The sequence below is a fragment of the Streptomyces sp. SAI-135 genome (genome assembly GCF_029893805.1).
In the GTDB taxonomy this organism is placed as follows: Bacteria; Actinomycetota; Actinomycetes; order Streptomycetales; family Streptomycetaceae; genus Streptomyces.
The window spans coordinates 643905-662823 of sequence record NZ_JARXYP010000001.1 but is presented as its reverse complement, the minus strand read 5'-3'; the positions used below and the strand labels follow the sequence as shown (position 1 = coordinate 662823).

The following is an 18919-nucleotide window of genomic DNA, read 5'->3' as shown; positions in this document are numbered from 1 at the left end:
GCGCTCGGGGCAGGGCGTCACAGGCGGAAGCCGCCGCTCGCCTCGATGCGCTGCCCCGTGATCCAGTGGGTGCCCTCGCTCACGAGAGCCGCCACGGCTGGGCCGATGTCGTCTGCCTCGGCGATGCGGCCGCGAGCGGTCAGTCCCCTCAGAATCTGCTGGAGGTTCTCGTCGTCGCGGAGGTGACCGCCGTCGAAGTCGGTGCTCACCGGGCCGGGCGCGATGCTGTTCACGCTGATCCCGCGCCCACCGAGTTCCGTTGCCCAGTAACGAGTCAGTACCTCGACCGCTCCCTTGACCGCCCCGTAGACGGCGTAGGGCGGAGTGACGAACCGGGCGAGGCCGGTCGAGAGGTTGACGATCCGGCCGCCGTCGGTCAGCAAGGGCGCGGTGCCGTCGGGGGCGGTGGCCAAGGCCTGGGTGAGGAGGTAGCAACCCTTGACGTGGACGGCGAAGAGGCGGTCCATGGTCTCCTCGTCGGTGGAACCCAGAGGGGAGTGCAGCGCGATCCCGGCGTTGTTGACCAGGATGTCGAAGGTGTCACGATCCCAGCGGTCCCGCAGTGTCTGCCGCACGGTGTCGGTGAAGCCCGGCAACGCCGCCGACTGTGTGACGTCGAGGTGAAGTGCGACGGCGATGCGGCCATGCGCGGCGACGGCCTCGACGACCTCCTTCGCCCTGCCCTCGTCCGTGTTGTAGGTGAAGATGATGTCCCGGCCGTCGGCGGCGAGTGCCTCGACGATTGAGCGGCCGATGCCGCGGTTGCCGCCGGTGACCAGGGCGATCGTGGTGGGCATGGCATTCCTTCTGTCGGTGGTTCCTGGCTGATTCCTCCACCATGTGTCCATCGGCCGGTGCTGACCAGTGGCCGCTTACCCAGGGGTTGGGACCCCCTGGGTAAGGCGTGGCCGGGCACGGATACTGGACAGGTGAATCTGACCGAGCTGGGTGCCTTCGTCAGGTCCCGACGTGATCGAGTCCAGCCCTCGGACGTCGGTCTGGTCGCCGGGCCCCGGCGCAGGGTTCCGGGGCTGCGCCGCGACGAGGTCGCCATGCTGGCCGGGGCTTCGACCGACTATTACATCGAGATCGAGCGCGGCGACGCTCAACCGTCGGAGCAGATGCTGGCCGCTCTGGCCCGGGCGTTGCGGCTGACGAGTGACGAGTGCGATCACCTCTTCCACCTTGCGGGTCGGCGGCTGCCACCTTCCGGAGGCTCGTCGGCACACCCCCGTCCGGCCATGTTCGACCTGCTGGGCCGCCTTGCCGCGGTGCCGGCGTTCGTCTGTACGGACCTGAACGTCACGCTGGTGCAAAACCGCCTCGCCGATGCACTTTTCGGCCCGATCGTTCCTGCCGCGGGACCGGGAGCGAGCTTCGCCCACCGGTGGTTCACCGGGGATCCGACGGCCCGTGCCCTGTATCCGGAGGACGATCATGAGCATCACTCGCGCGGCCTCGTCGCGGACTTGCGCGCGGCGGCCGGGCGACGGAGCCGCGGCGATCAGGAGGTTGCACAGCTGATCGGCGATCTGAAACGGCGCAGCGCAGAGTTCGTCCGCCTCTGGTCCGAACGCGATGTAGCGGTCAGGCGCACCGACCGCAAACGTATCCGGCACCCCTCACTGGGGATGCTCCATGTGAACTGCCTGAGTCTGTTGAGCGAGGACGGTCGCCAACGCCTGCTGTGGTTCACCCCGGTGTCCGGTACGGACTCGGCGGAGAAGCTGGAGCTGCTGGCCGTGCTGGGCAACCAGGATCTGCGATCGGAGGTGTGACAGGGCGGGATTCACATGATCACGACGGTGTTCGGTGTCGGCGTGGAAGCCAAGGTTCCGTCCCACGGGAACAGGCGGAACTGAGTACTTGAAAGTTGAACGCTTCTTGACGAGACTGATCACACGCTCACGTCACATGGCAAGCAAGCCTGCTGACCGGACCCGCTCATCGGCGGCGCCCGTGTCACCGGTGCAGCAGTCCGCGCGTGGTTCGCAGGCAGTGCCGCCGTGTGCCCCCACGACGAAGGACGGTGTTATGAAGAGCAATCGACTCACGGCCGGACGATCGCCCTTATCCCGCAGGCGCTCGCCGGCGGTATGCGCGGCGGTGTTCTCCGCGGCTCTCATGGTCGCGACCGCTTCCGGTACGGCGTCCGCGAGTCCTGCAGCGGAAGGCTCGGCCAGTTGTACTGCGGTGACCCAGGATGTCATCTACAGCAACAACGGCGAGTATTCGGCCTATGTAGAGGTGAAGAACACCGGCCCGGTGACGATCAATGCGTGGCGGGCGAAGGGCACCTTGCCCGAGGGGCAGTCGGTACGGACCGTGTGGCAGGCCGTCCTCACCGCCGACGGCAGTGAAGTGACGTTCGACAGCACTCCTTACGGATACCGACCCATCCAGGTCGGCCGCTCCGACTATTTCGTGTACGTGGTCCGCGGCTACCAGGACACCCGCGTACCGGAACTCACCTGTGAGGCACAAGGCTAGTGTTCCGCGCCGGCAGTTGATCGTCAGCGAACATTGATGTCGTGCCCGGGGCGGGCCGCCGCAGCCGCTTGGTCAGCTGCGGCGGCCCGCCCTCGCCGGCCAGTTGCCGCCCTTCGGACTCCCATCTCCGCTCTGCCGCCGGACCGTATTGCCGTGCAGGCACTGACGAGTGCGGCGACATAGCGTTCCGGCACTTCGAGCACGGGGAAGTGACCGCCGCGGTCGGCCTTGCTCCAGCTGTCGGCAGATGTGCCGGGGTGCTGCGCTCGGGTGGGCACTACTTCCAGGTGGTCGCCGTCATCGGTCCAGTCGTGGAACTTCTGGGTGATCCAGGCCAGTTGACCGATCGGAGAGTCGCTGAGGGCGTAGGAGACACTCTGCGGCCTGGTCGACTGCTCCAGGGAGTGACTGCCGCCCCGATTCCAGAAGTCACGGGTCTCCTGGAGGCTGATGCGCTCGCGCTCGCCGAGATCGCCGTCTTCGGCCGGCACGTCGGCGTAAGGCGTGAAGGTGTGAATCGCCTCCACCCGTTCGGGATGCCGGACTGCCGGAGCGGTTGTCACACGGCCTCCCCAGTCGCCACCCGCGGCCGAGAACCGCTCGTGGTCGAGCCTTGCCATGAACACCGCCCGGGGGCCGGCGGTTCGGTCCACGGACCATCCCGGTGTCACTGGCCGGCCGCTCGGTCCGAAGCAGGGCAGGGGCCGGTGCGACGACGTGAAACGCCGGTGCGTCCGCAGCCGTAGGGTTCGCCAGGGCGTCCGCCACCTCGACCGGCTCGATCACGGAGCTCGGCCACTTGTGCGTGAGCACCAGGGGTGCCGCATCGGGCTGGGGTGAACGCACGGAGGAAGACGATGTCATCACCCGTGGAGGTGAGCGTGCCCTTCAGTCGCCTGCCGGCACAGCGCCGAACATCGGTCGCCCCTGCGGCCGGGCCTTGCTCGACCGCGAGCTCTGCCCAGCAACGCGGGCTTCAGACAGATGCTGCAACGGGTCATCGAGGCCGACGTGCCGTTCTCATGGGCGATCGCGCGCATGGCGTACGGGTAGGCCAGCACATCTTCGGCTGTAGCAGCACAAGGCTGTCCGCCGCCCTGTCCAGGGCATGGCCGACAGATGGCTGAGGGCCAGCGCGTGCTTGTCATTCGGGGCTTTGACCGGGTGCGCCGGTACGCAGCCCGTCCATGACGAGGTCGAGAAGGCGGGCGGCGCGTGGTGGCCAGTCTTCGGTCGGAGTCATCTGCCACAAGCCCGCGATGGCCAGGAGGAAGTCGTCGGCACTGACCCCGGGTCGGATGGTGCCTGCTTCCTCGTTGGCACGCAGCAGAAGCTCGGCCGCCTCGGCCACGGGAGTGGGCGAGGGCTTCGAGGGGCTTCCGGGCGCACTCGTGGCGAGGCGGATCGCATCAGCCAGGCCCGCCTTGGTCATGGCGAATTCGGCCAGCCGGTCCATCCACGTGCGGAGGGCCAGCTGGGGCGGCAGCTCCAGGAGCAGTTGGGCCGCACTGTCGGCGACCTGCTGTATCCCGTGACGGTAGATTTCCAGGACCAGGGTCTCGCGGTTGGGGAAGTTGCGGTAGAACGTGCCCTGGCCCACTCCCGCCTTCTTGGCGATGGTGCTGAGTGGTGCGTCTGGAGACTGCGTCAGTTCACTGAGAGCGACACACAGAATGCGTTCACGGTTGCGCTGCGCGTCGGAGCGTAGGGGGGTGCCTCCTTTGTCCTGCACTTGTCGCTCCTTAAGGCACGTGACAGAAGCGCACCCTTGCTAAGTGGACAATCGTCCGCTACGTTTCCGGGTACCGGACAATCGTCCGGTTGGAGTCCATTCTAGCGACTGCCATGGCCTGTCCGTCAGTCCGCCGCTGCCGGACTGACGGGTGTTTCGTCCCGCCCGAGAGTCCGACCGGCACTTCCCACTCACCAGCCGTTTCACCAGCGATACAGCCCACTTCGGGCCCATGTGCGCCACGAAGAGAACCCCGCTAGGAAATCGCTCATGACCTTACAAACGACCAGTGTCATCACCCTGCACATCAACGGTGAGAAACACACTCTGCCCGTCGATCACCGCACCACCCTGCTCGACGCCCTACGCGAACGCCTCGATCTGACCGGCACCAAGAAGGGCTGCGACCAGGGCCAGTGCGGTGCCTGCACTGTCCTGGTCGACGGCCGCAGAACCGTAGCGTGTCTGCAACTCGCGGTCGCGACCGAAGGACGCGAAGTCACCACCATCGAAGGCGTCGCGGACGGCGACCGGCTGCACCCGGTGCAGCAGGCGTTCCTCGATCTCGACGGCTACCAGTGTGGCTACTGCACACCCGGACAGATCTGTTCGGCGATCGGCATGCTCGCGGAACACGCTGCCGGTTGGCCGAGCGCCGCTTCCGGCGACATACGTCCGGCGGCCGGGCCGACACCGCTGACCGCAGAGGAGATCCGTGAGCGAATGAGCGGCAATCTGTGCCGCTGCAGCGCCTACACCTCGATCGTCGAGGCCGTCGCACGAGCGGCCGAGACCGCCGACGCGACAAAGGCGGGCGCACCAGTAGAGGGCGGGGCGGCCGCATGAGGGAGTTCGACTACCGCAGGGCGCCCGACGTGATGGGCGCCGTCGCCCTCCTGGACAACGATCCGGACGCCCGCTACCTTGCCGGCGGCACCAACCTGGTCGATCTGATGAAGAGCGGCGTAGAGCGTCCGGCCCGCCTCGTCGACGTACGGGAACTGCCCCTGGACCGCATTGAGCCGTCCCCGGACGGTGGACTCCACGTCGGCGCGACGGTCTCCAACAGCGACCTTGCCGCCCATCCCGAAGTGCGCAGCCGTTACCCGATGCTGGCCCAGGCGGTGCTCGCCGGTGCATCCGGTCAGCTGCGCAACATGGCCACGGTCGGCGGCAATCTCCTTCAGCGCACCCGCTGCGCCTACTTCACGGATACCACCAAGCCGTGCAACAAACGCGACCCGGGCAGCGGCTGCCCCGCCCTCAGCGGCGAGCACCACAACCACGCCATCCTCGGTGCGTCCGGGAGATGTGTGGCTGTGCACCCCTCGGACATGGCCGTCGCTCTGACCGCCCTTGACGCAGTCGTGCACTACGAAACCGCCCACGGGCAGGGCGAAGTGCGACTCGAACAGCTCTATCTCCCCGTCGCCGACACCCCGCACCGGGAGACGGCCCTGCCGGCAGGTGCCCTGATCACTGGTATCTCACTGCCGCCTGTCGCGGTCGCGGCCCACTCCCAGTACCGCAAGGTGCGCGAGCGCGCCTCCTACGCCTTCGCGATCGGTTCCGTCGCAGCCGCCCTCGACGTCGGCGACGGAGTCGTACGCGACGCACGCCTCGCGTTCGGCGCGGTGGCGTCCCGGCCCTGGCGCGCCCGTACCGCCGAGCGGGTTCTGATCGGGGCACCTGCGACCGCGGAGACGTTCGCGGCCTCCGCAGAGGCGGAACTGGCCGCGGCCCGGCCGCTGCCGCACAACGGATACAAGGTGAACCTGATGCATAACTTGACCGTGGCCGTGCTGAGTGAGCTCACCGAGGCGGTCGCGCGATGACCACCACCGTCGAAAAGGCAGCCGCGCGCGCGGTGGGCACCGGTCACGTGAGAGTGGAGGGCCGGGACAAAGTAACCGGCGCGGCACGCTACGCGGGCGATATCCCTTTCACCGAACTTGCCTACGGCTGGCTGGTGTTGTCCACGGTCGCGCGCGGCCGCATCCGTGACATAGCCAGCGCTCCCGTCCTTGAGATGCCCGGTGTCCTGGCCGTTCTGGACCACCGCAGTGCGCCACGCCTGAAAACCGACTTCGTCGGCATGCTGGGCACCAGGCCCGATCCCACCTGCGCAGTCTTCCAGGGCGACACCGTGCCCCACCTCGGCTGGCCCGTGGCCCTGGTCGTCGCGGAGACGCCCGAGCAGGCACGGGAAGCGGCCGAGGCTCTGGCCGTCGAGTACGAAACGCTGCCGCACGACATCGAGTTCACAGGAGACCACCCGGAATCCCACCCGGTGGACGGTCACATGCCCGGCGTGACCGACAAGGGGGATCTGCAGGCCGAACTGGCCGCCTCGGCGGTCGTCGTGGACGAGGAGTACACGACGCCGGAGGAGCACCACCATCCGATGGAGCCCCATGCGGCGACCGCCCGCTGGGAGGACGGCCGGCTGGAGGTGGTCGACTCCAATCAGGGCACCTCCTGGGTGGTCAGCGAGCTGGCGAACCTGTTCTCGCTGGATCCCGCGTCGGTGCGGGTGCGTTCGGAGCATGTCGGCGGTGGCTTCGGCAGCAAGGGCGTACGCGCTCACCAGGTGGCGGCCGTTATGGCGGCGACGGTCCTCCAGCGCCCTGTGCGCGTGGCCCTGACCCGGCCTCAGATGTTCGCGCTGGCCGGGCACCGCAGCCCCACCGTCCAGCGGATCAGGCTCGGCGCCCACGCCGATGGACGGCTGCGTGCCCTTGATCACCGGTCAGTGAGCCGTACCGCCACGGTGTACGAGTTCGTCGAGGCGAGTGCCGGCGTGGCGCGGGTGATGTACGACGCCGACGCCCACCACACCGAGAACCGCGTCGTACGCCTCGACGTGCCCAGCCCCACCTTTATGCGTGCGCCGGGGGAGGCTCCGGGGTCTTTCGCCCTGGAGTCCGCGCTCGACGAACTCGCCGAGAAGTGCGGGATCGACCCGATCGAACTCCGCCTGCGCAACGAACCGGTCCAGGGCCCTGTCTCCGGCCTGCCCTTCGCCAACCGCAACCTGCGCGCCTGCTTCGAGGAGGGCGCCCGCCGCTTCGGCTGGGCCGAGCGCGATCCCAGGCCGGGTGTGCGGCGCGAGGGCCGATGGCTGCTGGGCACCGGGACCGCCGCCGCGTCCTTCCCGGCGGGCGCCGCCCCCTCCACCGCCGCCATCACCGCCGAGCCCGACGGCCGCTTCACCGTGCGGATCGCGGCGGCCGACATCGGCACCGGCGCACGGACCGCGCTCACCCTCGTCGCAGCCGACGCCCTCGACGTCACACCAGAGCAAGTGAGCGTGCTGATCGGCGACAGCGAGTTCGGCTTCGCGATGATCGCGGGCGGTTCGATGGGCACCCGCTCCTGGTCCATGGCCGTCATCGCGGCCGCCCGCGACCTGCGCGAGCGACTCGTGCCCGGCATGGCGATCCCACCCGAGGGAATCACCGTCCGCTCGGACACCACGGCCCAGATCGCCGCACTCGCGCGCATGGAACGGCACTCCTACGGAGCCCAGTTCGCCGAAGTCGCGGTGGACCCGGCCACAGGTGAGGTACGCGTGCGACGCATGCTCGGCATGTTCGCCGCCGGCCGCATCGTCAACCCGCTCACCGCACGGAGCCAGTTCACCGGCGGCATGATCTGGGGCATCTCCATGGCCCTGCACGAGGAGGCCGTACGCGATCCGGCCTTCGGCGGCCCGGTCGGTGCTGACCTCGCCGGCTATCACGTGGCCACGCACGCCGACGTCCCGCGCATCGAAGCGGACTGGGTGGACGACACCGACCCCGACGACCCCGTCGGCATCAAAGGCATCGGCGAGGTGGGCATCGTCGGCGCCGCGGCCGCCATCGCCAACGCGGTCTGGCACGCCACCGGCATACGGCATCGCCGCCTGCCCATCCGCCCGGACCGCGTCCTCACGGCGGCAGGCAACGATGCTTGACCTGCTCCCGGAACTGAAGGACTGGCTCCGCGACGGCCGTGACATCGCCGTCGCCACCGTCGTGTCCGTCGGCGGCAGCGCTCCACGCGGCCCCGGTGCCGCCCTCGCCGTCGACCGTGCGGGCACCGTCATCGGATCGGTCTCCGGCGGCTGCGTGGAGGGCGCGGTCTACGACCTGTGCGCTCAGGTGCTGGAGAGCGGCCGAAGTGTCGTGGAGCGTTTCGGCTACAGCGACGAGGATGCCTTTGCCGTGGGCCTGACCTGCGGTGGCGTCCTCGACGTGATGGTCACACCGCTGCCCGCGAACGCGCCGGCCAGAGCACGGTTGCAGGCCGCGCTGGACGACATGGAGAGGGGTGAGCCGGTGGCCCTGGTCCGAGTGGTCGAAGGTCCGCCCGAGCACCTCGGCACCACTCTCCTCGTCCACGGCGACGGCTCCACGGAAGGCAGCCTCGGGATCCACGAGGACCTTGACCGCACGGCCGCGGAGCACGCCCGTGCCGCCCTCGACGCGGGCCGCACGGGCACGGTCGAGCTGTCGCCGGACGGCTCCTCCTGCCCCGCGGGGCTCACGGTGCTCGTCGAGGCCGGCACACCGCCGCCGCGGATGATCGTGTTCGGTGCGGTCGACTTCGCCGCGGCGCTGGTCCGGGCCGGGAAGTTCCTGGGCTACCACGTCACGGTGTGCGACGCCCGGCCGGTGTTCACCACACAGGCGCGCTTCCCTGAGGCGGACGAGGTCGTCGTGGACTGGCCGCACAGATATCTGCGGGGTACCCGGACCGACGCGCGGACTGTCCTGTGTGTCCTCACTCACGATGCCAAGTTCGATGTTCCCCTGCTGGAGGTCGCGCTGCGGCTCCCCGTCGCCTTCGTGGGCGCGATGGGTTCACGGCGCACCCACGCCGACCGGGAGCGCAGGCTGCGTGAAACAGGTCTGAGCGAGGCAGAGTTGGGCCGCCTGAGGTCACCCATCGGACTCGACCTCGGGGGCCGTACGCCCGAGGAGACCGCGCTGTCCATCGCCGCGGAGATCATCGCGTCACGCAGAGGCGGAACCGGCCGTTCACTGACCGGAACGGAAACGCCGATCCACCACGGCAAAACGGCCCGCTCCGACCTCTCGTCCGGCCGCCCCTCACTGCCGAACGCCGTGGCGGGCACCGCCTCCTAGCGCCCTGGGAGCCGGAATTTCGCCGGCATCCTGCCCGCGGAGTTCAACCGACGTATCGCGCTGTACAGCAAGGGCCGGCCATCAGCCGGGAGGCACCTCGTACCTGGCTGCGGCCGGCTCGGCGTGCCTCCCACGCGCAGCGGTCGGTGCGGAAAGCTTCAGGTCACAACGCGGATCGTGCGGTCGATGTCCTCACCGGCTCCGCCTTGGGCGGCAGTGACGTGGAGGCATTAGCCGCGATGCTCCGGTCGATCGCCGCGGTGTTGCCGGCCGGGTGCGAAGTCACCGCCGATTCGGCTCATGAGTGCGAAGGCGTCATCGAGGAAGACAAGGCCCTTCGGGTGGGCCGGGGCACGCTTCGCCCTACCGGCCCTGCGTGTTGCCTGGCCGGCTGCCGCCGACGGGGAACGCCCGAGGAACAGCCGCCTGCGGCTCCGACGAGAACAGATCAAGAAGCGTGCGGAGCGCGCATGCGCAGGAGGAGGCCATGAGCCTCAACCGAACTGCCCGAGCACGGCCCTGGCCGCTGTGTCGGCGGTGGTTCGCGACTCTCCGTCGAGCGGCTTCTCCACGCGGGACACGAGGCCCGATGCAGGTGACCTGCGGCGAAGTCCGTTCTGTCCCCTGCGACGGCATCTCACGCCGCGGGGGCGGGCATCGGTGACCCGAGGACGATGCGGGCCAGGGTGTGCCATCCATCGGCTGTCCTGTCGATGGACAGGTTGTGCGTGAGGGCCGCGACGATGGCGAGACCGCGGCCATGTTCGTCGGGATCGTTGATCGTGGCGGATTTCGTGGCATGGCCGTGGTCGATGACCGTGATCTCGAGATCAGATGCGGTTCGGGCGACAGCGAGAGTCATGTCGGCACGTCCGTGCTCCACCGCGTTGGTGAGGAGCTCGCTGATGACCAGTTCGGCCGACTGTGCCTCATCCGTGCTGAGCATCCAGCCGGCCAAGATCATCGATGCACGCCTTCTGAGGTACCCGACGGACTCGGGGCGCGCCGACGCCTGCAACGTGACGCGTAGTGCACCTCGCCTCAGGTGCGGAACGGGAATGCCTCCGCGATCCGTACCGACCGCCGGTATGGGGACGGCGGCGGGGCTCGTCAGGGTGGACATGACCGGCCACCTCCATTCGTCTCTCGTCGGACTCAGCAACCGGGTCATAAAGGACGCTAGAAGTGGCCAATGCGTACGTCAAACGTTTGATGTAGAAAGTTCGTCAAGGGCCTACGGATCATCCAGGCCCTGTTCGATCTTGCAGGCTAGGGCGACCGGAACGGCGACCGGGCCAACCTGGAAGTGCGACTGCGCCCCGACCGCCGTGCCGGGTGGACGACTTCGGCGCCCCGGCGCCCGCTGTCGAGCGGACGCCAGGGGCGCCTGCCTCAGACGAACACCGACAGCAGGAGCGCCATCAGGAGCCCAAGGACACTGACCAACGTCTGCACGACGGTCTGCGTCTTCGCCGCCTGCCCGAGATTCATCCCGAAGGACTCCTTCACCAGCCAGAACCCGGCGTGGTTCACATAGTTGAGGCCGAGGGAGCCCGCACCGATGGCGACGACGAGCAGCGACGCCTCCAGGCCGCCGCCGTCGCCGATCAGCGGGGCGACGATCCCGGTCGCGGAGACGATGCCGACGGTCGCCGAGCCGGTGGTCAGGGACAGCAGCAGCGCGACCAGCCAGCCCAGCACGATCACGTTGAGATGTGCGCCCCGGGCGGCCGAGGCGATGGCGTCGCCGATGCCGGAGTCCTGGAGCACCTGCTTGAACGCTCCTCCGCCGCCGATGATGAGCAAGATCGCGGCGACGGACTTCAGGCTGTCCGTCAGCGAGGTGCGCGTCTCCTCGCCGGGGCGGGACGCGCCGACGAGGGTCACGCCGAGTGCGAAGAGGAACCCGGCGAGCATCGCCACGAGCGGTTCGCCGACAAAGGTGAGGGCTGCCCGCAGCCCGTTGGACTCGTCGAGCAGCGTCTCCGCCAGGGTGCGCAGCAGCATCAGCGCGACGGGTATCAGCACAGAGGTCACGGCCAGACCGACGGAGATGCCGGCGCGCGGCGGCGCGTTGGTGCGCACCTGCGCGCCCGGCCCGTCGGGGCGGGAGTCGGCCACCCGGCCGGTGCCCGTGAACTGGGCCATCAGTGCGGCATCCGGGCGCACTTCGGGAAGCCGGGGAGCGATCCACCGGGCGTAGACAGGGCCCGCCAGGACGACGGTCGGTATTGCGCAGACGAGGCCGACGGCGAGGGTGAGGCCGAGGTCGGCGTGGAGTCCGGTCATGGCGGTCAGCGGTCCGGGGTGGGGCGGCAGCATGCCGTGCAGCGTGGACAGCGCGGCGATCGCGGGCACGCCGAGCAGCACGTACGGGGATCCCTTCGATCCGCCCTGGTCCTCCAGCCTGCGGGCCACGCCGAAGATCAGGGGCAGCAGGACGATCAGTCCCACCTCGAAGAACATCGGGACGCCGATGACGAACGCCGCCGCGGTGACCATCCAGGGCAGCCGTCGGGCGCCGGATCGGTCGACGAGCGCGTGGGCGATGGCGTCCGTGGCTCCGGAGTCGGACAGCAGCCGGCCCAGCATGGCGCCCAGCGCGAGGGTGAGGCCGACGTCGCCGAGGGTGCCGCCGGCGCCCTCTTCGATCGACTCGGTCAGGTTCGCGACGGGTTCCCCGGCCGCCAGCCCGGTGCCGACGGTGACGACGATCAGCGCGACGAACGGATGGATCCGCAGCCGGGAGTTGATCAAGTAGATCAGTGCGGTGATCGCCACCGTGAGGATGAGCAGCAGCCACCAGGTGTGCGCGGTCATGCGGGTTCCTTCCGAAGGGGCGGACGAGCAGGGGAGCGGGCAGGGGAAAGCGCGGGGCCGGCGTATGCGGTCCCGGAGGCGTGTGGCGTGGGTCAGTCCAGGCCGAGGTCGGCGACCAGGTCGGCGACGGCCTTGTCCTGCCGGGCCAGGTAGGACGCGAAGGCGTCGCCGGTGGCGAAGGCGTCGGTCCAGCCGTGCCGGGCGAGCTCCGCCTTCCACTGCCGGGAGGCGTGCAGCGAGGTGAGCGCGTCGATCCAGCGCTGCCGGTCGGCGGCGTGGATGCCGGGCGGGGCGACGAGCCCGCGCCAGTTGTCGAAGACCAGCGGGACGCCCGCCGACTTCAGGGTGGGCACTCCGGCTAGCGCGGGCACCGGTTTGTCGCTGGTGACCGCCAGGACCCGGAGCTGCCCGGCGTTGATCTGGTCGAGGAACTCGCCGTAGCCGCTGGTGGCGAAGTCGACCTTGCCGTCCAGCAAGGCGGGGAGCAGGTCGCCGCCCCCACCGCCGTAGGCGACGTATTCAACGCTCTTCGGGGTGATGCCGATGGTTTGCGCCAGCTCCATCGGCAGGAGGTGGTCCGGACCGCCGGGGGAGGAGCCGCCGCCGACGCGCAGCCGGGCGGGGTGCTTTCGCCAAGCGGCGATCAGGTCGTCGATCGTGCGGTACGGCGAGTCCCCCCGGACCACGATCGCTCCGGGCTCGTCGATCAGGCGGGCGAGGGGTGTGGTCTGCTCGACGGTGGCCGGGCCGTGGAGGAGGTGTGTCGCGCCGACGACACCGAGGCCCATCTGCAGGGCGAGCCTGCCGTTGCCCCGCTCGTCCACGATGCGCTCCAGGCCGACCGCGCCGCCTGCACCGGGCAGGTTGAAGACCTGCACGTCGGAGGCGGTCGACGTCTCCTCAAGGACCCGGGCCACGGTGCGGGCGGTGGTGTCGTAGCCGCCACCCGCTGTGTTGGGCACCAGGATGCGCAGGCCATCGACGGGGCCGCTCGCAGCGCCGGGCCACACGCCGCAGGCGTTGACGGTGAGTGTCAGCAGGACGCAGAGGGTGCCGAACAGGCTGCGGGGTCGACCGCTCATGGCACCTCTCTTTCGTTTGCCGTGGGACGGACGCCATGATTGTGCGGCCTGGGCGGACTGGTCGCCCAGCTTGTGTCAGCAGTAGAAATTGAGTTCGTTGTGGTCACCACGTTCCGCCGCCACACCCTCGCGGGCCAGATGCTGGTCCTCCAGCTCGCCATCGTCGTGGTGGTGCTGCTGGCGGTCGCCGGGGTCTCCCTCGCGCAGTCCGAGGCCACCTTCAATCGGGTCGAGGGCCGTCGGGTGAGCGCGCTCGCCGAGCAGCTGGCCGCCCACCCCCTGGTGCGCAGCCGCCTGGTGCGGCCCGCTCCCGCGGAGACTCTGGCGCCGCTCGTGCACTCCACGCTGGTCCAGTCCTCGGTCACGTCCGTCACGGTGGCCGACGCCCTCGGCCGGATCGTCAGCTCGACGAACCCCACCGTGATCGGCGACCGGCTGCCGCTCGGCCGCGGGGTGGCCGCGGGCCGCGGCTGGTCCGGTTCGCTGACCTGGGACGGCAGCCATGAGCTGGTGGCTCAGGTGCCCGTCCTCGGCGCATCTGGCGGCACCCTCGGCCGCATCCTGGGCACGGTCATGATCGGCGAGGCCTCGCCGACCGTGTGGCAGCGGCTGTCCGGGGCGTCCTCGTATCTGCTCGCCTACCTCGGCATCGCCAGCGCGCTCGGTGTCGCCGGGTCATGGCTGCTGGCCCGGCGCGTCAAACGCCAGACCCTCGGCCTGGAGCCGCGCGAGATCACCGGCCTCGCCGAACACCGGGAGGCGATGCTCTACGGCATTGCGGAGGGTGTCGTCGCCTTGGACCCCCAGCACCGCGTCACCCTCGTCAACGACATCGGCCGGCGTCTGCTGGACCTGCCCGAGGACTGCGTGGGCCGTGGCCTCGACGAACTCGGTATCGGGGGGCGGCTGCTGGACGTCCTGACCGGAACCCGTGAGGACGGTACGGCATCGCACGACGAAGTCGTCATTCGCCATGGGACCGTACTCGTGATGAACCGTATGACGGTTACCAAGGACGACCGTCTGCTCGGCTCGGTCACTACGTTGCGCGACCGTACCGAACTGGCCCGTCTGGAGCGCGAGATGGGTTCCTTCCGCAGTACGTCCGAGTTGCTGCGCGCGCAGGCGCACGAGTTCGCCAACCAGCTGCACACCATCTCCGGGCTGATACAGATCGGCGAGCAAGAGGAAGTGGTCGGCTACATCAGGGCCTTGAACCAGCGACGCAACTCCCTGGACATGACCGTCGGCCGCCGCGTTCGCGACACGGCCGTCGCCGCCCTGCTGATGGCGAAGGCATCCCAGGCGGCCGAGCGCAGAGTCACCCTGCACATCTCGGACGACACCGCGCTCGACCGGCTCGTCCCCGAGGACGCCGCCGACGTGGCGACCGTGCTCGGCAACCTCGTCGACAACGCCATCGACGCCGCCACGGCAGGCGAATCCGCCGACGCCGAGGCATGGGTGGAGGCCGGGCTGCGACAGGACGCCGCCAGCGTGGAGATCGTCGTACGCGACTCCGGCCCCGGCGTCGCCCCCGAACTCGCCCACGAGGTCTTCGTTCACGGCTTCACCACCAAGGCGGCCAAGGAGGGCGGGCGCGGCATCGGCCTCGCGCTCACCCGGCTCGTCTGCGAGCGTCGCGGCGGCGAGATCGCCGTGACCAACACCTCTGAGGGCGCGCAGTTCACCGCCCGCCTGTCCGTGAGCCATCCCGCCGACGCGGTGGCGAAAGGAGCGTCCCGATGACCCCGCCCGCAGGCAGCGGCACCGGCAGCAACGGTATCGAGGTGCTTGTCGTCGACGACGACTTCATGGTGGCCCGGGTGCACCGGACGTTCGTCGAACGCGTCGAGCCCTTCCATGTCGTGGGCACCGCCAGCACCGGTGAACAGGCCATCGGAGCGGTCGAGGAGCTGCGTCCCGACCTGGTCCTGCTCGACCTGTATCTGCCGGACATCTTCGGTCTGGACGTCATCCCACGGCTGCGCAGCGGCGGCCACGACTGCGACGTGATGGTGATCAGCGCCGCCCGCGAGGCCGAGGCGGTGCGCGGTGCCGTACGTCACGGCGTGGTCGACTACCTGCTCAAGCCCTTCGACTTCGAGGACCTCAAACCCCGTCTGGAGCGGTACGCCGTCCAGCGCGGGCGGCGGCTCACCACGGTTGTCCGTGGCCAGGCCGACGTCGACCGGGTGCTGGCCGGAGCGTTCGCCCCCGCCTCGGGCGGCGCGCTGCCCAAGGGGCTGAGCGTGGAGACGGCCGGGCTGATCGAGCGTGCCCTGCGCGACACGGACGGGTCCCTGTCCGCGGCCGAGTGCGCGGCCGCGACCGGCATCTCCCGTGTCAGTGCTCGCCGCTATCTGGAGTACTTCCACACCACCGGCGCCGCCGACATCTCCCTGCGCTACGGCACCGCCGGCCGCCCCGAGCGCCGCTACCGCTGGCGCGGCTAGTGCTTCGGCTTCTGGGCCTGGCCGCCTGGACAGGCGGTCAGAATCCGTCTTTGAACCTGCCTGTACGCGAATCGGGGGACACCTCTGACTGCGCCTGTGGCCGCAGGGAACTCCCGGTTTTGACGGTGATCACCGCTCCGTCATAGCGACTCCCGCTCCATCCGGAATCGTGGGACCCGGGTGCTGAAGCGGGCCAGGCCCGCGGCCTGCTGATGCGGGCCACCGAACTGACCCGCAGCCACGTCCGCTCAGAACTCGCGATGCTGGGCGACACCATCGCGACGAAGGGCTGGGCGCCACTGGTCTACACGCGGTTGGACGGCTACCCGTTCACGGCGGACGGTGATGTCCTGCAGGCCTACGAGGCGGGAGTGGTCCGCGTGAAGCTGACCGAGGTCCGCAGGATGATCACGGGCACGGTCACCCCGCATGCCGTTCCGCGTCCGGGCAGTCTCAGGCGGGCGTACCACTACCCGGGTTGGACAGGCAGCACGGCGAGCGGTACGTGGTGCTGACCGGCATGCATGTCCCGGTCCCGCAAGGAGCCTTGGCTGACGGGGCGGGGGAAGGAGATTTTGACGACGTTCAGCGAGGGGATCCGGTAGAGGGCGACTGTCGTTTCGTCCACGTCGTACAGCCGGGCGATGGTGCCCTCGTTGAGGAAACTGGGGTCGGCGGCGATGCGGTAGCCGTCGGCGTCGCGCATGAACAGCTCCATGGTGACCCAGAACGGGCCGGCGTTCTTCGACCGGATCTCGTGGGCGAGGTCGGCAAGTGTGGTCTCAGGCACGGTGCGTGGCTTCCTGGAGGACGAGGCGGAACATGTCGGTGGGGGTGTCGGTGTCGACGACGTGGTTGAGGACGAACTCGTAGGCGGGGCCGCGTTCGGTCTCCGCCGGTGAGGTGGCGAACGCGAGGCTGGGCAGATAGTCCATGTCGGCCGTGGGCAGATGCAGCATCAGCGGGTTGGCGATCTTGGCGATGGCGGTAGCGGTGCCCTGGTCGGCGGCGCTGACCAGAAGCATGACGCCTACCTCCCGCGGTGGTCCCGAGGCCGGGTCGAGTCCTTCCAGTACGGCGTTGTAGCCGTAGAGGCGGACGTCGAAGGCGTAGGCGTCTTCTCGCAGCCCGAGGGTTTGCTCCACCCGTTGCCGAAGGATGGTGTGCAGGAGTTCTGCCCAGGCTTCGATGTTGGCGAGGATGTGCGGGTCGCGGATCGCGGAGAACGACATGGTTTCGTAGCCGGTGATCCGGGCGCCTTCGAGCTTGACCGTGTGCTGGTCGGCGGTGTGGAAGCATGAACCCTCGACCCGTACGGTGCGGTCGTCGAGGGATGTGTAGGTGGCGTCGCGGACGTCCAGGGTGCCGGCGGGCTCACGCATCTGGAAGGGATTGGCTGTCTCGTAGAGCATGTGGGCGGCGACCGAGTGCGGTGTGCAGGCTGCGGTCGGATCGAGCGGTTCGATGGTGAACCCGTCGGCGTCGATTGTGGCGAACACGCCGCCCGCGCGCGGGTTGGTGGTGCACTGGCCACCGCATTCCACGATTTTGGACGCGTGCCAGGTCGGACCGGCAAGCATCCCTTTCATGAGGGGGTACGCCGCGGCGACGGCGGTGTCCGTAGCTCGGCCGGCGAGCACGACGTGGGCGCCTGCTTCGAGCGCGGCGACGATGGGTTCGTGGCCCATCATGCCGACGATGTGCGTACAGCTCTCCAGCGTTTCGGCCTGCAACTCGCCCAGCGGCGGCAAGGCGTGGATACGGCCGGCCTCCAGGTGCTGTTTGAGGGTGGTGGCGTCCTGCTCGCTGTAGATGCGGGCGACGTTCAGTTGCAGATGCTCTTCGGACTGGATGTCGGCCACGATGCCGGCGACCCAGTCGACTCCGCTGTCGGTTCCGCTGGTGCCGCATGAGCCGACGATCAGCGGAATGTCCGCACGCGCCGCTGCCTTGAGCAGGATGCGAAGGTCACGGGCGACCGCGGCCGTGGTGGTCTTGGGCACGGACGCACCGAGGTAGTGGGGGCCGGAGTCGGTGCTGCCGCCGTCGATGGCTATGACGTCGGCGCCGAGCGCCAGGCCCCGCTCGACGGTCGCCTCGCTGAAGCCGGCGCCGAGCATGCCCGCAGGCACCAGAATGCCTACCTTCTCGGCCGGTGTGTCCTTCGTGCTCATCGGTTCCTTCTCTGGCGTCTGGTCGTGTCAGGGTGGGTGGTTGGTTCAGCCGGTCCGCTTGGCGGGCGGGCCGGCCAGGTGAGGGGTGTTCACCGCGAAGCGCGGGCGCCCGGCGAGCGCCGCGAGAAGCTCGTCGGCCCCTTCCGAAGCGGCTGCCGCACGGGCTTGGTCCGTCTGACCGGCCATGTGCGAATAGACGACGATGCCGTCCACACCGCGCAGCGGGCTGTCGGAGGGGAGTGGTTCCTGGACGGTCACGTCCAATGCCGCACCGGCGATCTGCCCGGTGCGCACGGCCTCGGCCAGAGCGTGTTCGTCGACGATGGCTCCACGAGCGGTGTTGATCAATACGGCGGTCGGTTTCATCGCGCGGAATGCCTCAGCGCCCAGCAGGCCGCGGGACCGCTCGGTGAGCGCCGTGTGCACCGACACGTAGTCGGCTTCGGCCAGCAGTTCGGGAAGCCCCACGAAATGCACGGTGGCATCGGCCTGTTCGGCGCGCGGGACACCGGTCGTGCAGAGCACGCGCATGCCGAATGCCTGGGCCAGCGGTACGACGGCCCGCGCTGCCGCGCCGTAGCCGAGCAGGCCGAGTGTGGCTCCGCGCAGTTCACGGCCGTGCTGGCGAGGCCAGGCACCCTGGGCGACCGCTGTCGCGCTGTGCACCAGTCGCCGTGCCGAGGCCAGCAGCAGGCCCAGGGTGTACTCGGCGACCGCGTTGGCGTTGATCCCGGGCAGGTTGCTCACCGTGATCCCCAGTTTTCCAGCGGCTGCCACGTCGATGGCGTCGTATCCCACGCCGGTGCGCACGATGACACGCAACTGCTGCGCCCGGCGCAGGACATCGGCAGTCAGAGGTTCGTGGCCGACGAGGGCCGCATCGGCGCCGGCATAGGCTTCGGCGATCCGTTCAGGGTCCCGCACTCCGGCGAGGGAGGTGTGCACGGTTGTGTGGCCACGCGTACGCAGGTAGCGGTCGACCTCGTCCCCAGGGCGCAGGTAGTCGGTGGTGATCAGGATGTGCGGCACGGGT

General features: G+C 69.3%; 18 protein-coding genes. 9 read left to right on the top strand and 9 right to left on the bottom strand.

The features are described from left to right. Positions 1-17 precede the first annotated feature (17 nt). On the bottom strand, positions 18-797 hold the full coding sequence (locus M2163_RS02890; RefSeq protein ID WP_280854667.1) for an SDR family oxidoreductase: 780 nt from the start codon (positions 795-797) through the stop codon (positions 18-20). A 132-nt stretch (positions 798-929) separates the two neighbouring features. Here M2163_RS02890 and M2163_RS02885 point away from each other — a divergent pair, with 132 nt between their 5' ends. Further along, positions 930-1778 (top strand): helix-turn-helix domain-containing protein, encoded by an 849-nt coding sequence (locus M2163_RS02885; RefSeq protein WP_280854668.1) that lies wholly within the window; start codon positions 930-932, stop codon positions 1776-1778. A 256-nt stretch (positions 1779-2034) separates the two neighbouring features. Beyond that, positions 2035-2490: a cellulose binding domain-containing protein gene (locus M2163_RS02880; protein ID WP_280854669.1), complete on the top strand. Its 456-nt coding sequence runs from the start codon at positions 2035-2037 to the stop codon at positions 2488-2490. Positions 2491-2513: 23 nt separating this feature from the next. On the opposite strand, the gene M2163_RS02875 is transcribed toward M2163_RS02880, so the two are convergent. Next, positions 2514-3110 (bottom strand): hypothetical protein, encoded by a 597-nt coding sequence (locus tag M2163_RS02875; protein WP_280893014.1) that lies wholly within the window; start codon positions 3108-3110, stop codon positions 2514-2516. A 524-nt stretch (positions 3111-3634) separates the two neighbouring features. Continuing rightward, complete coding sequence (locus M2163_RS02870; RefSeq protein WP_280893013.1) at positions 3635-4222, bottom strand: TetR/AcrR family transcriptional regulator; 588 nt, start codon at positions 4220-4222, stop codon at positions 3635-3637. A 270-nt stretch (positions 4223-4492) separates the two neighbouring features. On the opposite strand from M2163_RS02870, the gene M2163_RS02865 reads away from it, so the two are divergent. From M2163_RS02865 to M2163_RS02850, 4 genes are read left to right on the top strand one after another with little or no spacing between them, the layout of a single operon-like run. Next, positions 4493-5068 carry a 2Fe-2S iron-sulfur cluster-binding protein gene (locus tag M2163_RS02865; RefSeq protein ID WP_280855130.1) on the top strand — a complete coding sequence of 192 codons (576 nt, stop codon included), beginning with the start codon at positions 4493-4495 and terminating at the stop codon, positions 5066-5068. Next, positions 5065-6057 (top strand): xanthine dehydrogenase family protein subunit M, encoded by a 993-nt coding sequence (locus M2163_RS02860; RefSeq protein ID WP_280854672.1) that lies wholly within the window; start codon positions 5065-5067, stop codon positions 6055-6057. Before M2163_RS02865 ends, M2163_RS02860 begins: the two co-directional genes overlap by 4 nt. Next, the gene (locus M2163_RS02855; protein WP_280854673.1) at positions 6054-8180 is read left to right on the top strand and encodes a xanthine dehydrogenase family protein molybdopterin-binding subunit; all 2127 of its coding nucleotides are present in this window, start codon (positions 6054-6056) and stop codon (positions 8178-8180) included. The genes M2163_RS02860 and M2163_RS02855 overlap by 4 nt, the downstream gene beginning before the upstream one ends. Next, complete coding sequence (locus tag M2163_RS02850; protein ID WP_280854674.1) at positions 8173-9354, top strand: XdhC/CoxI family protein; 1182 nt, start codon at positions 8173-8175, stop codon at positions 9352-9354. The genes M2163_RS02855 and M2163_RS02850 overlap by 8 nt, the downstream gene beginning before the upstream one ends. A gap of 637 nt (positions 9355-9991) precedes the next feature. Here the strand turns inward: M2163_RS02850 and M2163_RS02845 are convergent. The 3 genes from M2163_RS02845 to M2163_RS02835 form a co-directional block, all read right to left on the bottom strand. After that, a complete protein-coding gene (locus M2163_RS02845; protein WP_280854675.1) occupies positions 9992-10477 on the bottom strand; it encodes an ATP-binding protein in 486 nt (161 codons plus the stop codon). Between the two features lie 269 nt (positions 10478-10746). Beyond that, on the bottom strand, positions 10747-12174 hold the full coding sequence (locus tag M2163_RS02840; RefSeq protein ID WP_280854676.1) for a gluconate:H+ symporter: 1428 nt from the start codon (positions 12172-12174) through the stop codon (positions 10747-10749). Positions 12175-12266: 92 nt separating this feature from the next. Beyond that, entirely contained in the window at positions 12267-13256 is a 990-nt protein-coding gene (locus tag M2163_RS02835) for a tripartite tricarboxylate transporter substrate binding protein (RefSeq protein ID WP_280854677.1), read from the bottom strand. A gap of 99 nt (positions 13257-13355) precedes the next feature. On the opposite strand from M2163_RS02835, the gene M2163_RS02830 reads away from it, so the two are divergent. The 3 genes from M2163_RS02830 to M2163_RS02820 all read left to right on the top strand — a co-directional run bounded on the left by M2163_RS02830 (position 13356) and on the right by M2163_RS02820 (position 16227). Then, on the top strand, positions 13356-15005 hold the full coding sequence (locus tag M2163_RS02830) for an ATP-binding protein (protein WP_280893012.1): 1650 nt from the start codon (positions 13356-13358) through the stop codon (positions 15003-15005). Further along, on the top strand, positions 15002-15712 hold the full coding sequence (locus tag M2163_RS02825; RefSeq protein ID WP_280854679.1) for a response regulator: 711 nt from the start codon (positions 15002-15004) through the stop codon (positions 15710-15712). The genes M2163_RS02830 and M2163_RS02825 overlap by 4 nt, the downstream gene beginning before the upstream one ends. Before the next feature lie 212 nt (positions 15713-15924). Beyond that, positions 15925-16227 (top strand): hypothetical protein, encoded by a 303-nt coding sequence (locus M2163_RS02820; RefSeq protein WP_280893011.1) that lies wholly within the window; start codon positions 15925-15927, stop codon positions 16225-16227. On the opposite strand, the gene M2163_RS02815 is transcribed toward M2163_RS02820, so the two are convergent. Genes M2163_RS02815 through M2163_RS02805 form a run of 3 tightly spaced genes read right to left on the bottom strand, consistent with a single transcriptional unit; the run spans position 16182 to position 18915 of the window. After that, positions 16182-16502, bottom strand: coding sequence for a DUF4387 domain-containing protein (locus M2163_RS02815; RefSeq protein WP_280893010.1), 321 nt, complete (start codon positions 16500-16502; stop codon positions 16182-16184). The genes M2163_RS02820 and M2163_RS02815 overlap by 46 nt on opposite strands. Continuing rightward, entirely contained in the window at positions 16495-17886 is a 1392-nt protein-coding gene (locus M2163_RS02810) for an acyclic terpene utilization AtuA family protein (RefSeq protein WP_280893009.1), read from the bottom strand. The genes M2163_RS02815 and M2163_RS02810 overlap by 8 nt, the downstream gene beginning before the upstream one ends. Positions 17887-17931: 45 nt before the next feature. After that, positions 17932-18915, bottom strand: coding sequence for an NAD(P)-dependent oxidoreductase (locus M2163_RS02805; RefSeq protein ID WP_280854683.1), 984 nt, complete (start codon positions 18913-18915; stop codon positions 17932-17934). Positions 18916-18919: the final 4 nt, after the last annotated feature.